Origin of the sequence: Pseudomonas bohemica, from assembly GCF_002934685.1 — a bacterium.
Lineage (GTDB): Bacteria > Pseudomonadota > Gammaproteobacteria > Pseudomonadales > Pseudomonadaceae > Aquipseudomonas > Aquipseudomonas bohemica.
On sequence record NZ_NKHL01000105.1, the window covers coordinates 36,119 to 50,589 of the forward strand.

The following is a 14,471-nucleotide window of genomic DNA, read 5'->3' on the forward strand; positions in this document are numbered from 1 at the left end:
GGCGCTGTTGCTGGTGCTGTTCGCCTTGTTCGTGCGTCCGGTCGGTTTCGACTACCGCAGCAAGCTGGAAAACACCCGCTGGCGGCAAAGCTGGGACTGGGGCCTGTTCGTCGGCGGTCTGGTGCCTTCGCTGGTGTTCGGCGTGGCCTTCGGCAACCTGCTGCTGGGTGTGCCGTTCCAGTTCGATGACACCCTGCGCTCCAGTTACCACGGCAACTTCTGGCAACTGCTCAGCCCGTTCGGTCTGCTGGCCGGGGTGGTCAGCCTGAGCATGCTCGGGCTGCATGGCGGCACTTGGCTGATGATGCGTACCGAGGGCGCGATTGCCCGTCGTTCGCGGCGCGCGGCGCAATGGCTGGCGCTGCTTTTTCTGCTGTCGTTCGTTGGTGCAGGCGTGTGGCTGTTGCTTGGCGGGATTCAAGGCCTGGCCATCACCTCGGCGTTCGATGCAGGCGCTGCGCTCAATCCACTGGCGAAAACGGTCGAGGCTTCGAATCACGGCTGGATGTCCAACTATCACCAGCATCCTTTGACCGTCATCGCGCCGCTGCTGGGCATCTTCGGTGGCCTGCTGGCACTGCTCGGCGCCAGCGCGGGGCACGGCAGGATGGCGTTCCTGGGCAGCAGCCTGACCATCGTCGGCGCACTGTGCACGGCAGGTTTTTCGATGTTCCCGTTCGTCATGCCGTCGAGCCTGGATCCGGCGTCGAGCCTGACCGTGTGGGACGCCGTCTCCAGTCACAAGACCCTGATCATCATGCTGATCGCAGCCGCCATCTTCGTGCCGTTGATCCTCTGCTACACGCTGTGGTGCTACGCCAAGATGTGGGGCAAGGTCACCACCGCGCACATCGACCATAACCCGCACGGCCTGTACTGAGCCGAGGAGAGAACATCATGTGGTATTTCGCCTGGATCCTTGGCGTATTGCTGGCCTGCAGCTTCGGCATCATCAACGCCCTGTGGCTGGAATCTTCGGACGTCATGGCCGTGGAGAACGGTCGTGACCGCTGAGGCGCTGAACGCACCGTTCAGGCATGCCATCGGTCGGGCACTGTCCTGGCTGATGGCGGTGCCCCTGAGTCTGGTGCTGCTGATTCACCCGGCGTCGATGCTCGACGCCAACGGTCACTACTCCCACAGCCTGCTGATGCTGATCATGTGGGGCGTGGCTGGTGGCTTCGTCCACGGCGTCGGTTTCGAACCCCGGGCGCTGGCCTGGCGGGTGGTGTTTCATCCGCTGCTGGCATGGGCCCTGATGGCCCTGGGTTTCGGGATGTGGTTGATGGCTCGTCAATGGCTCTGAGCGCCTTCGCGAGCTGATTCTCGGTTGAACGACACCGTATCCATGGGAGATGCCGAAGGCTTCTCCCATGGGGATCGAGCCGATCCGGGATGTCGAGCGCATTCCAGGAGCGCGCTTGCCCGCGATTGGCTCTTTCTGACCTTCGAAGTGTATTGAATGTACCTCTCCACCGCGGGCCATCGTAGGCAAGCGCGCTCCTACCGTTGAACCTGCCTGGTCCGCAACTCAGATCAACAAGCCGGTGCCTGTGGTGCCAGCTCGTTGGCGAACGCTGAGTGGCAGACATCTCTTCTGCCACTGACCCAGCGCTTTCCAGATCGAAACGCTACTATCCTATCCCCCTCTCAAAAGTCCGCCGTACAGCCGAGCCCGTTCATGGACAGATTTCAGGAAATGCAGGTCTTCATCGCGGTTTGCGAAGAGCGCAGCTTCGCCACCGCCGCGCGACGTCTTGAGATGTCCGCTCCCAGCGTTACTCGGGCGGTGGCGGCGCTGGAGAAACGGATCGGCACGCTGCTGTTGTCGCGTACCACCCGCAGCGTGCACCTGAGCGAGGCCGGGCAGCGTTACCTCAGCGACTGTCGGCGCATTCTCAGCGAACTCGAGGAGGCGGAAGATTCCGCCGGCGGCAGCATCGCCGCGCCGGTCGGGCAATTGACGGTCACCGCGTCGCTGCTGTTCGGCGAGCTGTTCGTCATGCCGCTGGTGGTGGGTTATCTGCAGCAACACCCCGGCGTCAGCATCAACGCGCTGTTGCTGGACCGGGTCACGCACATGGTCGAGGAAGGCATCGACGTAGCGGTGCGCATTGGGCATCTGATGGACAGCAGCCAGCACGGCATCAAGGTCGGCGAGGTGCGCCGCGTACTCTGCGCATCGCCGGCCTATCTCGCCGCCCACGGCAGCCCTCGACATCCCGCCGACTTGAAACACCATCGTCTGGTGGTGTCGTCGGCCAGCACGCTGGTTCGGCGCTGGGAATTCAGGGAGGACGGCAAACCTCTGCAAGTGGATCTGCAGTCGCGGCTGACCGTCTCTGCCAATCAGGCTGCGATCACCGCCGCGACCATGGGCTGGGGCGTGACGCGAGTCTTGTCGTATCAGGTCGCCAGCCAGGTCGGGAGTGGCGAACTGGCGCTGATCCTCGAGGATTTCGAAGAGCCGCCGTTGCCGGTACATGTCTGTTACCAGGCCGAGCGCAAGGTGTCGGCCAAGGTTCGCACCTTCGTCGATTATTGCGTCGAGCGCATGCGGCAAGACCCTGCCATCAAGGCCGCCGGGCGGAGCCGCGCCTGATGGAGCGTCATCGGCAGATGACGATTTTCGACGCGGTGGCCAGCGAATCCGGGCTGGCCGCGGCGTCGCGTCGTCTGGGCATCTCCGAAGCCACGGTGAGCCGCGCGTTGGCCGCCCTGGAGCAGCGGCTGGGTCAGCAGTTGCTCAAACGCAGCACCCGCGGCGTGACCCTGACCGAGACCGGGCGACAGTTTGCCGCTGATTGCGCGCGCCTGCTGCGGGCGGTAGACGAGGCCGAGGCGTCCGCCAACGGGTTGCATGTGGAGCCCCGGGGGCTGTTGACGCTGGTCACGCCGTTGCTGTTCGGCGATCGGCTGCTGATGCCCGTGGTTCTGGATTATCTGCATGCCTGGCCGGGGATACAGATGTCCGTGACTTACCTGGATCGCTTTCCCAATCTGCACGAAGAGGGCGTCGACGTCGCTGTTCTGATCGGCGATCTGCCCGATGGTTACCTGGTGGCGCGCAGGGTGGGCAGCGTCCGCCAGATGATCTGCGCCAGTGCGGATTATCTTCTGCGTCATGGCCAGCCTATGGCGCCTGGCGAGCTGGCGGCCCACGCACGGGTGCTTTGCACTGCCGGCAGCCGCGCGCTTGACTGGCGCTTTCAGGTCCAGGCTACGACGTGCAATGCGGCTCCGAAACCGATCCTGCGCTGCACGACCCAACTGGCGGCGATCAATGCCGCCGTCAGCGGCACCGGGCTGGCGTCGTGCTTGAGCTACGAGGTTCAGGAGCACCTTGAGGCAGGCCGCCTGCAACCGGTGCTCGAGGAATTCGAGCAGAGTCCACTGCCGGTGCATCTGGTTTATCGCGAAGGCCTGCGCGCATCGGCGCGGGTGCGCAGTTTCGTCGACTTCGCGGTTGAGCGTCTGCGTCAGCATCCGGTGCTGAGCCTCTAGCATTCCACGCCCGTCTCCGATCATTTCATTTACTGAAATGCTGGATTGCTTTTACTGGTGATTCTGCTCTGGTGGTGTGGTGGCCGATGATTGAACCCATCAGCGAGGTGAACCGACTCCCGCGCTGACCGCAATTCACCACCGCCTCAGGAGCCATCCCATGAACGCCATCAAGCTCTACCACTTCCCTTTGTCCGGCCACTCCCATCGCGCGCAGTTGATGCTGTCGCTGTTGGGGCTCGAGCCGGACATCCACTTTGTCGACCTGGCCAACGGCGCGCAGAAGTCCGCAGAATTCCTGTCCATCAACGCTTTCGGCCAAGTGCCGGTCATTGACGATAACGGCACGATCGTCGCCGACTCCACCGCGATTCTGGTGTATCTGGCCAAAGCCCATGATCCATCCGGCCAATGGCTGCCGGCCGATGCCGATGGTGCCGCGCAGGTGCAACGCTGGCTGTCGGTGGCCTCGGGGCAGATCAACAACGGCCCGTGCCGTGCGCGCCTGATCACCGTCTTCGGCGCGGACTTCGACCCCAAAGACACCATCGAGCGGGCCCACGCCGTGTTGCAGGTGATCGAGAAGCACCTCGTCGGGCGCCAGTTCCTGGTCGCCGATCACCCAACCATCGCCGACGTCGCCGCCTACAGCTACATCGCCCATGCGCCCGAGGGCAATGTCTCGCTCGAGGATTACCCGAACGTGCGCGCATGGCTGGCGCGTATCGAGGGCCTCAAAGGCTTCGTGCCGATGCCTGCGACGAAGGCCGGTTTGGTGGTGTGAGGGCAGAAGCGAGGCCGCGATAGCCCTCTGGTCACCGCCAAACCCGTGTCCTCACACTATGGGAGTTCGCAACATGAACGAAATACCTTCCGCAACTCCGACGCCCTGGCACCCGGGAGAAATCCAGATGCAGGTCCACGCTGGCGTCGCCGAACGCATGGACTTCATGGGCAGGAAGGTCATTCGCGACTACATGCCCGACCAGCATCGCGAGTTCTACGCGCACCTGCCGTATCTGTTCATCGGCGCGGTGGATGAGCAGGGCTGGCCCTGGGCGAGCCTGATGGACGCGCAGGCCGGCTTCATCGCCTCGCCCGATCCCCGGCAACTGGACATCGCCCGGCTACCCGATGCCGATGATCCGATTGGCGGCCGGATCATGCCGGGCGCAGCGGTGGGTATGTTGGGCATCGACCTGCATACCCGTCGGCGCAACCGCATCAATGGGCAGGTCCGGGAAGTCAGCGAGCATGGCTTCTCGGTGGTCGTCGAGCAATCGTTCGGCAACTGCCCACAGTACATTCAACTGCGTGAACTCAAACAGGTGGATTTGCCTCACGTCGATCAGCGCCTGGTTGCTGAGCGCATGAGTGCGCTGGACGAGGCCGCCGCGGCAACCATTCGGGCTTCCGACACCTTTTTCGTCGCCAGCTACGTCGACCTCGAAGGCGATCGGCCGCGTCGCTCGGTGGACGTTTCTCATCGCGGTGGGCAGGCGGGCTTCGTGCGAGTCGAAGGCGATGTGCTGACCATCCCGGATTTTGCCGGCAACCTGCATTTCAATACGCTGGGCAATTTTCTGCTCAATCCGAAGGCCGGTCTGGTGTTCATCGATTTTACCCGCGGGGATCTGCTGCAGTTGGCCGGGACCGTCACACTGATTCTCGAAGGCCCGGAAATCGCGGCATTTCAGGGGGCCGAGCGGCTGTGGCAAGTCAAGGTCGAAGCCGTGGTGCGACGTCGTTCGGCATTGCGATCGCGCTGGGAGTTCCAGGGCTTTTCACCCAACAGCCTGATGACCGGCGACTGGGAGCAAACCGCGGCGCGCTTGCAGACCGATGCCTTGCGCGATCAGTGGCGGCCGCTGCGGGTGGCGCGCATTGCCGACGAAAGCGCAGGCATTCGTTCGTTCTATTTCGAAGCGACCGACGGCGCCGGTCTTCCTGCGTTCAAGGCCGGGCAGCATCTGCCAGTGCGTCTTGCGGTTAAAGGACAGACCAAGCCGGTCATTCGCAGCTATAGCCTGTCGAGCGCCCCATCCGATGATTTTTTTCGTATCAGCGTCAAACGTGACGGCCTGGTTTCGGGGTATCTGCATGACGAACTCAAGGTGGGGGACCTGATCGAAACGCGGGCGCCGCAAGGCAGCTTCGTGGTGAATACACAGGAGCGCCGACCCCTGGTGCTGTTGGGTGCCGGAATTGGCGTCACACCCATGCTGTCGATGCTGCGTGAGGTCGTTTATCAGGGCGAACGCACACGGCGGATGCGGTCGACCTGGTTCATTCAAAGTGCACGTCGTCTGGTGGATCTGGCTTTTCGCGAAGAATTGGACACACTGATTGCCAACGCCGGAGATCAACTGAAGGCCGTCCGCCTGCTGAGTCAGCCCGAGAGCCCGGCCCGCCCAGGCCAGGACGCTCACCTTGCAGGTCGCATTGACCTGAATCTGCTCAAGACGTTGTTGCCGTTCGACGATTTCGATTTTTATGTCTGTGGCCCGGCAAGCTTCACCCAGGGGCTGTATGACGAACTGAGGGCAATGCACATCCGTGATGAGCGGATTCATGCCGAGACCTTCGGCCCGTCGACCCTCAAGCGCACGGGCAATGAACAGCCGGTCGCCGTGCAACAGCTGCCCGCTGCCACGACGTCCGTGCCAGTGGTGTTCGAGCGGTCTGCCAAGGAGGCGCGCTGGGAGCCTGGCGGCGGCACCCTGTTGGAACTGGCCGAGAGCCGCGGCCTGGAACCCGAATACAGCTGCCGCGGCGGTTCGTGCGGCACTTGCAAGACTCGGCTCGTCAGTGGTCAGGTGCATTACCCGGTTCCACCTGCCGACATGCCGGCGGCCGACCACGTGCTGATCTGCTGCGCAGTCCCGGCCTCAGGGCCGTTGGTGCTCGATCTGTAAACATCCATGTACGCGAGACATGATTTACGGGAGTAGCTGCGATGAGTGAATGGCCTGCGTTCGAGAAAGAGGACCATCCCAATCTGTTCCATGCGACCGAGCAGGAGCTTTCCTGGCTGCTGCCGCAGTCGCTGGCATCACTGGCCGGGGAACTGGCGGCCAGTCATGAGGAACAGGAAAACCCCGCGACGTTGCGCCTTATCACCTGGATGCGTTCGGTTTCCACATTCAGCCGTCACCGGTGATTGCCCAGTGCTATGGCTATGTAGTAAACAACATGGCGATATCACAGCAGGCAACATCGGGGAACGACATGAATGCAGCGGCGAAAGAAGCGGTTGGGGCGATCTATGACATCGAGGCCATGCGTCATGCCCAGGCCATGACCTGGAAAGCGATCGAGCTGGTGTCCCAGCGCATCAAGCCGGGCATGCTGGAATCCGAAGCAGTGGCCCTGGGCAAACAGGCGCTGGCCGAGCTGGATACCCAGCGCATCTGGCATCCGATGCTGATCCGCTTCGGTGCCAACACCCTGAAAACCTTCAAGCAGCGCTCCGATGGCGACCCGGTGCTGGGTGCCGACGACATCTATTTCATCGACATGGGCGCGGTCTGGCAGGGGCACGAGGGGGACGCTGGGGCCACCTTCACCACGGGCGACGATCCGGATATGCAGGCCTGCGCTGCCGCGGCGAAAACCCTGTTCGACGTGGTCGAGCAGCGCTGGAAAACCGGGGCGGTCGAAGGCATCGAGCTGTATCGCTTCGCCGAGGAACAGGCCGGTGCGATGGGCTGGAACCTCAACCTGGAGATCAAGGGTCATCGCGTCTGCGACTTCCCCCACGCGATCTATCGGGGCGGCAACCTTGGCGATTTCGATGCGGTGCCCAATCCCGGCCTATGGATACTGGAAATCCAGATCGCCCACCCGACCAAGCCCTATGGCGCGTTTTATGAGGACTTGCTGGCCTGACTTTTTGGTCAGCATTCGCGGCGCTATGGTTGTAATGACACGACGCCAACCCTGAACATGAGCAGCTATTTTTGCTCATCACTCATCATTCATCACTCATCATTCATAACTGGGAATCACGGCATGAAAGTCAGCGCCCGCAACGTTTTCAAAGGCATCGTCAAACAGATCCAGGAAGGCGCGGTCAACGCCGAAGTCGTCCTGACCCTGCCGGGCGGCGAAGAGCTGGTGGCCGTGGTTACCCTGCAAAGCGTCAAGAGCCTGGGCCTGGCCGTCGGCAAAGAGGCGGTGGCGTTGATCAAGGCGCCGTGGGTCATGCTCATGACCGACTCCAGCGGTTTCCGTCTCTCCGCGCGCAACTGCCTGGAAGGCAAGGTCACCCGCGTCAGCGATGGCGCGGTCAACGCCGAAGTCGTGGTCACGTTGACCGGCGGTGCCGAGGTCTACTCCATCGTGACCCGCGAAGCCGTGACCGAGCTGGGTCTGGCGCCGGGTGTCAGCGCGACGGCCGTGATCAAGGCGTCGCATATCATTCTGGGCGTGCCTGCCTGATTGCATTGATCGCCGCATGGTAACAACCGCCGTGGCAGACGGTTGTTTACGGCGATCAAGTTGTTCAACTGCCACAACAAGGAAGTGTATTTTGATTACACGCAGAACCCTGATCGGCGCTTCGCTCATGGCGATCCCTGCGCTCTGGGCCATCAAATCGCTGGCGGCTGATCCCGCCACTCCCTCCGACAGCTTCATCAAGCAAAAACTGGCTGAACTGGAACTGCGTCACGGCGGGCGCCTGGGCGTCGCCATTCTCGACACCGCCAGCCAGCGTCTGATCGACCATCGCGGTAATGAGCGCTTTGCCCTGTGCAGCACTTTCAAGGCGTTGGCCGTCGCCCATGTCCTGGCCCGGGTCGATCGCAAGGAGGAGGACCTCTCCCGAATGATCGTTTACGGCCAGGAGCAACTGGTCACCTATTCGCCGATCACCGAAAAACACACGGGCGAGGGCGGGTTGAGCGTCGGCTCGATCTGCGAAGCGGCGATTACCCTGAGTGACAACACTGCCGCCAACCTGCTGCTGGACAGTTTCGGGGGGCCAGAAAGTCTGACCGACTGGCTGCGCTCGACGGGGGATGAGGTCACCCACCTGGACCACCGCGAACCCAAGCTGAACGAAAACCGCCCGGGGGATCCGCGAGACACCACCACTCCCGTCGCGATGCTGCACAGCTTGCGTAGGTTGGCACTGGGCGATGCATTGTCGGATGCCTCCCGGGATCAGCTGATTGCCTGGCTGGTCAGCAACAAGACCGGCGACCAGAAACTGCGCGCCGGTCTGCCGAAGGGTTGGCGGGTAGGGGACAAAACAGGGTCGGGCAGCAATAACGCCGGCAACGACGTTGCTGTCATCTGGCCGCCCAATCGCCCGCCGCTGATCGTCACGGTTTATTACACCGATTCGAAGGCCAGCAGCGAGCAGATCAATGGGGTGATGGCCGAAATCGGCAAGTGGGTGGCGTCGGTTCAGGCGTTAACGGCAGTCAGCTGACAAACCCTGATTCTGGAGCAGTGCCCGTCCATCGGCGTCAGATGACTTTCGTCGTCAGTCAGCCGAGGGGGCAAAGTGCCGTTGGTCACGGAATCAACTTACGCGCCCGGAGCTCGTCGAACACGTCGAAAAACGCCTGATCGCTGGCCTGGAATTCCTTGAAACCCAGCGCGCGGCTTTTCGACATGTCGGTAACCACTTCGATCGGCCGTCCAAGGTCGGCGTCGGTATGCCACGGCGAGATCAGGCGGTTGATATCGGCCTCCTTCAAGCCCCGCTCGCGAACGATGTCATCCCAAAGCTTCTGGTCCTCCGCCATCTGTGTTTCCAGCGGTGAGAGGCTCGGTGGATAGGCCGCCGGGTGCAGCCCGAAATAGTCGGCGATGCGGCCCCACATCCATTTCCAGCGGAATACGTCGCCGTTGGTAACGTTGAACGCCTGATCCGCCGCCGCTGGAGTCGTCGCCGCCCACAGCTGCTGTTTGGCCAGCTGCCGGGCATCGGTCATGTCGGTGAGGCTGTCCCACTGCACGCGCGAACCGGGGAACACGAATGGCCGGCCCGTGGCCTTGCAGATCGAGGCATACACCGCCAGGGTGGTCGCCATGTTCATCGCATTGCCCACTGCAACCCCGGTGACCGTGTGCGGGCGGTGCACGCTCCAGGTGAAGCCGTCCCGCTCTGCGGCGGCGAACACTTCGTCCTCCTGGGCGTAATAGAAGTTCTCGATCTCCAGACGACCCTGCTCTTCGCGAAACGGCGTCTGTGGCAACGAACCTTTGCCATACGCTTCGAACGGGCCGAGATAATGCTTGAGACCGGTGACCAGCGTGACATGCCGTACGCTTTTCGCCGGGCTCAGCGCATCGAGAACGTTGCGCACCATGGCCGCATTGACCCTGATGTTTTCGGCCTCGGTGGTTTGCCGCGACCAGGTGGTGATGAATACGTGAGTTGGCTTCAGACCGTCGAGGGCCTGTGTCACTGATGCAGGATTCTGCAGATCTGCGGCCACCGGAATGACCCCGTCAGCCTCGCAAGGATGGCGGGAGAGGGCGGCAACGTGCCAGCCGTTGTCCAGCAGCAGTTGCGTGGTGGCGCTGCCGACGATGCCGCTGGCACCGACGACCAATGCGGTCCGGGTCATGAGAGTCTCCGTCGTAAAGTGGGAGTGATCAGCCGTGACGGCCCTGAAGACTCAGAGCCGGTGGGTCGTGAAGAGGTTCAGCTTAACCGGGTGAGACAGCGCGATCGCTTCAGCCCACCAGCAGCGCAGTGCCATACATGCCGATAGCAAATACCACATGACCGATAATGTTTTGCAGGCGAGCCACGGTCGGATTCGGCGCTTTGTTGCATGCGACGCCCACGCCCATCCCCGGTTGCAGAATGAACCAGCCTGCGCCGACCGTGACCAGCCCGACCACCAGCGCCGGATAGAACGTCGGGTAGTGCGCCCACTGCACACCCCAGATCAACAGCAACGCTGCGGCGAAGACGACGCCGACCACGTAGTGCATGGTCCAGCCGATTTTCAGCTCGTTGGGGATTTCAGGCGAATTGCCAATGCCATCGCGGTGTACGAACTGGCCGTTGCTCATGCCTGCGAACCAGCGACCGACCAGATGCCAGGGCGGTGTCGGCAAGCCCAGAGCGGCCTTGAGCAATTGCGCCCAGAGGTCCAGCGACGCCGTACCGCCGATGCCGATGAGCAGAGCGAGGAAGAAGAATTCAAACATGGCTTTCCTTGGGAATTGTCAGTTATCAACGGATGTGCGGTGGCGGGACACGTTAGCAGCTGGATGAATTTGTTGTGAAGGTGCATCCATTTATTTCCTGCCAACGTAAGCCCGGTAGCTGAGCAACCGGCGTTATGGAACAAGACTGCGGGCATCACTGGAGGGCAGGGTAGAAGCGCACACCGTGCGAAGAACTCGCGCATGTTCTTTACGACACCGCTGGAGATTTGCAGACATTGGCGCGTCAGTTGATGGCGTTATCGATGGAACTGGCCGAAGGCGCGGATGAGCGCGCCGCACAAACCACCATCAGGAGGACTATGACCCTTCAGGAACGTCAGGCGGGGCTGAGCAAACATGTAGATCGATCGACCAAGACAGGCAACTTCGGCAACGCTACTGGCAGCTTTGCCCTCAAGCTGACTTCCATTGCACATGGGTAAGACCCAGCAACTCGGCCTGGCGCTGGGTCAGGCGCGGAACTTTATCGGAGCGATATTTGGGGATCTGGCCGATTCCGGCATCCACGGTCGCCCAATGCCAAGCCTCGTTCTTGTTCATGGCAGGGGAATGAATGTAGAACGTTTTGTAGTTGCCATGGATCAGGTAATCGATTCGGAAGTGGGTGCTGGCCATCTCGGTTCTCTCTAAAAAGTGCTTATTAAAAATGTGCATGCTTAAACGGGCGCGCAAGTGGGCGTACCAAAACATCTGCATGTAGGAGAGATCGCTTGTTATCGAGATAATTCAGCCATTTTGCAGTACGGGCGCTGAAGGGTGGCACCGCTGTTGAAACGTTTTGCAACATTCCCCGGTGGCCATCGGTCTACAGTGCTTCTCCCCTTAAAGATGCTTTCATGAAAACCCCTCGTCCCGCCGCACGTCGGCAACCGCTCGATCAACTTCGCAACCTGAAAATGGCCCGATCCGCTCACGCTTATGTGCGCGGCAGCACCGTGCAGTTTTATGAGTGGCTGCATTCCCAGTCCGGTCGGCGCTTGCCCAGCGGTCCACCGGTGTGGATCTGTGGCGACTGTCACGCTGGGAATCTAGGCCCAACCGGGGATCTGAAAGGGCGCATCGACATTCATATCCGCGATCTGGATCAGACCGTCATCGGCAACCCTGTCCATGATCTTGTCCGGCTGGCGTTGTCGCTGGCCACCGCCGCCCGAGGCTCGGACCTGCCGGGTGTCGCGACCGCGCGCATGCTCGAAGAAATGATGGTGGGCTACGAGCAGGCATTCGAAAACACCGGCGACGAAGAACCGCAGCGGCCCGCGCAGGTCAAGGCCGGCATGCGCAGCGCGGTGCAGCGGACCTGGAAGCATCTGGCGCAGGAACGCATCGAGGACATGCGACCAACGATTCCGTTGGGCAAACACTTTTGGTCGCTTTCGAAGGCGGAACGCAGCGCCCTCAAAGCGCTGTGCGCCAGCGACGAAATCCATGCCCTGGTGACGTCACTCAAGGGGCGCTCGAAAGACGACAGCGTCGAACTGCTGGATTCGGCGTATTGGGTCAAGGGCTGTAGTTCGCTGGGCCTGCTGCGCTATGCCGTGCTGCTGGGTGTCGGCGACGATGACGATCAGGAGTTCTGTCTGCTGGACATCAAGGAAGCCGTGGCCGCCGCCGCCCCACGCACAGCCAGGGCCAGCATGCCACGCGATAACGCTCGGCGGGTGGTGGAGGGCGCTCGCCACCTGTCGCCGAGCCTGGGCGATCGCATGTTGGCCACGCGAATGCTTGATCACGGCTTCTTCATTCGCGAATTGCTGCCGCAGGACATGAAACTGGAACTCGATCAGTTGAGCCAACCCGAAGCCATGCGCGCCGCGGGGTATCTGGCCAGGATCGTCGGCATCGCCCACGCGCGACAGATGGATCTGGCTACCCGTGCCGCGTGGATTCGCGAGCTGCAGGCCAACCGCTCGCAGACCCTGGACGCGCCGTCCTGGCTGTGGTCCAGCGTGGTGCAACTGGTGGGCAGTCATGAGCAGGGGTATCTGGAGCATTGCCGGCGGTATGCGTTGCAGAGTTGAGGGGTGAACAACGCCGCAGGTTCGCTTGCTCGCGATAAGGTGATTCCTGTCGCCGCGAACGAGATGGCCACGCTGCGCCATCGCGAGCAAGGCCTTGCGATGTGGGTTCGCGTATCCATGCGTTTGGTTAATTAAGCTTTGAGCAACTAACGCTCCCGCTTTTGTTGAATAGCAATTCAATAAAACTCGTTTTGTTTCTTTATAGCCGCTGGTCGGTTAGTGCGCATTAAACATCACGGGCGTACTCGGCTCCTTCCGTCGCAAGTCCAAACGTTGCTTCGAATTACCACATCGCATCTGTATCCCATATCAGGAGCGAGATAGCTCGGATTGGCGAACCCGGACGTGGACGATTGTTTCTCTAGCGCCCTGGCAGTTCGTCAAATAGACAGCAATAGCCTGATTGGGAGATACACCATGTTTCTTCACAACAAACGACTTCAATACACCGTGCGCGTTGCTGAACCTAACCCGGGTCTGGCCAATTTACTCCTTGAGCAATTCGGCGGTGCGCAAGGCGAACTTGCCGCCGCTACCCGTTACTTCACCCAGGCGTTGGCTGAAGAGGATCCGGGTCGCAAGGACCTGTTGCTCGACATCGCCACCGAAGAGTTGAGCCACCTGGAAATCATCGGCTCGATCATCGTAATGCTCAACAAAGGCGCCAAAGGCAAGCTGGCCGAGGGCGTGCAGGCAGAGGGTGAGCTTTACCGGGATATCAACGGCGCGGGCAACGACTCGCACATCACCAGCCTGCTTTACGGGGGCGGTGCGCCGCTGTGTAACTCGGCTGGCGTCCCATGGACCGCGGCTTACATCGACACCATCGGCGAGCCGACCGCGGATTTCCGCTCCAACATCGCGGCTGAAGCGCGGGCCAAGATCGTGTATGAGCGTTTGATGAACGTCACCACCGACCCGGGCATCAAGGACGCGCTGGGTTTTCTGATGACCCGTGAAATCGCACACCAGCTATCGTTCGAGAAAGCGCTGCATTCGATCAAGCCGAACTTTCCGCAGGGCAAACTACCGGGCATGCCGGAGTTCGATCGGACTTACTTCAGCATGTCCAACGGCGAGCCGAACGTACGTGGGCCATGGAACAGCGATCAAGATTTCCAGTACGTCGAAAACCCGCACCCAGCGGTCGATGGTGGTGACGGCACGGCCTCCGTGACCTTGAGCGAAGAGGATTCGGTGACCTTGACGATGATGAAAGAGCGTACCAAGTCCGACTTGTCCGTCAATCCTGAGACAGGTGCTGAACTGGGCTCGGGGAAGGCGCCGGACGAAGTGCCTAAGACTGAACGCTGATCGATGACACAGGTCGCGGCTTTTTAAGAGCGCGACCGACTACTTTATTTTTTGTCGAGGGCTGGCTCATGGCTTCGTTCAACCGCAAGCGGACACCGGGGCATTTCCCGGCAGATGAAGTGGAAGGCGTCGGGAAGTTTGCTGGAACCGTTATTGGAGAGTTCGGCCGCACGGCACGACGTTATGAGGTTCAGGCGGCGATGCTGACGCGAGGACTGCATACGGCGTTGTTGGTGGAGCGTTTCAAGAAAGGTTTACTGACCGTTCGAGGACGAGGGTAGCTCCTCGAGGACTCGGCTACTTTTGCCCGTGCTTTGCGCGGGTTTTTTTGGTGGGTATAGGCGACGGGATGTGTGAGGGTGTCAGAAATTTTGTGTTCGGGCATAACATGAGCAAGAGGTGCATGTATGCCAACCAAAAAGAAACCTGCGTTAC

General features: G+C 61.2%; 18 protein-coding genes. 15 read left to right on the forward strand and 3 right to left on the reverse strand.

Annotated features, from left to right (window positions below; all coding sequences use genetic code 11):
• The 11 genes from cydB to bla all read left to right on the forward strand — a co-directional run.
• A partial coding sequence (gene cydB, locus CE491_RS12175; protein ID WP_110948683.1) for a cytochrome d ubiquinol oxidase subunit II occupies window positions 1-880 on the forward strand: 880 nt, incomplete at its 5' end.
• A gap of 17 nt (window positions 881-897) precedes the next feature.
• On the forward strand, window positions 898-1,014 hold the full coding sequence (gene cydX / locus CE491_RS12180) for a cytochrome bd-I oxidase subunit CydX (protein WP_110948596.1): 117 nt from the start codon (window positions 898-900) through the stop codon (window positions 1,012-1,014).
• Window positions 1,004-1,306 (forward strand): cyd operon YbgE family protein, encoded by a 303-nt coding sequence (locus CE491_RS12185; RefSeq protein ID WP_267894485.1) that lies wholly within the window; start codon window positions 1,004-1,006, stop codon window positions 1,304-1,306. Before cydX ends, CE491_RS12185 begins: the two co-directional genes overlap by 11 nt.
• A gap of 375 nt (window positions 1,307-1,681) precedes the next feature.
• Window positions 1,682-2,602, forward strand: coding sequence for a LysR family transcriptional regulator (locus CE491_RS12190; RefSeq protein WP_110948597.1), 921 nt, complete (start codon window positions 1,682-1,684; stop codon window positions 2,600-2,602).
• A complete protein-coding gene (locus CE491_RS12195; RefSeq protein WP_110948598.1) occupies window positions 2,602-3,504 on the forward strand; it encodes a LysR family transcriptional regulator in 903 nt (300 codons plus the stop codon). Before CE491_RS12190 ends, CE491_RS12195 begins: the two co-directional genes overlap by 1 nt.
• Before the next feature lie 160 nt (window positions 3,505-3,664).
• Window positions 3,665-4,288, forward strand: a complete 624-nt coding sequence (locus CE491_RS12200; RefSeq protein ID WP_110948599.1) for a glutathione S-transferase family protein — start codon at window positions 3,665-3,667, stop codon at window positions 4,286-4,288.
• Between the two features lie 73 nt (window positions 4,289-4,361).
• Entirely contained in the window at window positions 4,362-6,419 is a 2,058-nt protein-coding gene (locus CE491_RS12205) for a 2Fe-2S iron-sulfur cluster-binding protein (protein WP_110948600.1), read from the forward strand.
• Window positions 6,420-6,460: 41 nt separating this feature from the next.
• Window positions 6,461-6,664, forward strand: coding sequence for a hypothetical protein (locus tag CE491_RS12210; RefSeq protein ID WP_110948601.1), 204 nt, complete (start codon window positions 6,461-6,463; stop codon window positions 6,662-6,664).
• A gap of 68 nt (window positions 6,665-6,732) precedes the next feature.
• Window positions 6,733-7,392: a M24 family metallopeptidase gene (locus CE491_RS12215; protein WP_110948602.1), complete on the forward strand. Its 660-nt coding sequence runs from the start codon at window positions 6,733-6,735 to the stop codon at window positions 7,390-7,392.
• A 123-nt stretch (window positions 7,393-7,515) separates the two neighbouring features.
• Window positions 7,516-7,944: a TOBE domain-containing protein gene (locus tag CE491_RS12220; protein WP_110948603.1), complete on the forward strand. Its 429-nt coding sequence runs from the start codon at window positions 7,516-7,518 to the stop codon at window positions 7,942-7,944.
• 91 nt (window positions 7,945-8,035) lie between these two features.
• The gene (gene bla, locus CE491_RS12225; protein WP_199885076.1) at window positions 8,036-8,941 is read left to right on the forward strand and encodes a class A beta-lactamase; all 906 of its coding nucleotides are present in this window, start codon (window positions 8,036-8,038) and stop codon (window positions 8,939-8,941) included.
• A gap of 85 nt (window positions 8,942-9,026) precedes the next feature.
• Here bla and CE491_RS12230 read toward each other — a convergent pair whose 3' ends face one another.
• Both CE491_RS12230 and CE491_RS12235 read right to left on the reverse strand, forming a co-directional pair.
• Entirely contained in the window at window positions 9,027-10,088 is a 1,062-nt protein-coding gene (locus CE491_RS12230; RefSeq protein ID WP_110948605.1) for an SDR family oxidoreductase, read from the reverse strand.
• Between the two features lie 109 nt (window positions 10,089-10,197).
• Entirely contained in the window at window positions 10,198-10,680 is a 483-nt protein-coding gene (locus tag CE491_RS12235) for a DUF2938 domain-containing protein (RefSeq protein ID WP_110948606.1), read from the reverse strand.
• A 263-nt stretch (window positions 10,681-10,943) separates the two neighbouring features.
• On the opposite strand from CE491_RS12235, the gene CE491_RS30240 reads away from it, so the two are divergent.
• A complete protein-coding gene (locus CE491_RS30240; protein ID WP_199885077.1) occupies window positions 10,944-11,123 on the forward strand; it encodes a hypothetical protein in 180 nt (59 codons plus the stop codon).
• Here CE491_RS30240 and CE491_RS12240 read toward each other — a convergent pair.
• Entirely contained in the window at window positions 11,095-11,316 is a 222-nt protein-coding gene (locus CE491_RS12240; protein ID WP_110948607.1) for a DUF6555 family protein, read from the reverse strand. The genes CE491_RS30240 and CE491_RS12240 overlap by 29 nt on opposite strands.
• Before the next feature lie 221 nt (window positions 11,317-11,537).
• On the opposite strand from CE491_RS12240, the gene CE491_RS12245 reads away from it, so the two are divergent.
• The 3 genes from CE491_RS12245 to CE491_RS30245 all read left to right on the forward strand — a co-directional run bounded on the left by CE491_RS12245 (window position 11,538) and on the right by CE491_RS30245 (window position 14,317).
• Window positions 11,538-12,722: a DUF2252 domain-containing protein gene (locus CE491_RS12245; RefSeq protein WP_110948608.1), complete on the forward strand. Its 1,185-nt coding sequence runs from the start codon at window positions 11,538-11,540 to the stop codon at window positions 12,720-12,722.
• Window positions 12,723-13,139: 417 nt separating this feature from the next.
• Complete coding sequence (locus CE491_RS12250; RefSeq protein ID WP_110948609.1) at window positions 13,140-14,036, forward strand: manganese catalase family protein; 897 nt, start codon at window positions 13,140-13,142, stop codon at window positions 14,034-14,036.
• 68 nt (window positions 14,037-14,104) lie between these two features.
• Window positions 14,105-14,317 (forward strand): hypothetical protein, encoded by a 213-nt coding sequence (locus tag CE491_RS30245; RefSeq protein WP_199885078.1) that lies wholly within the window; start codon window positions 14,105-14,107, stop codon window positions 14,315-14,317.
• Window positions 14,318-14,471 lie beyond the last annotated feature (154 nt).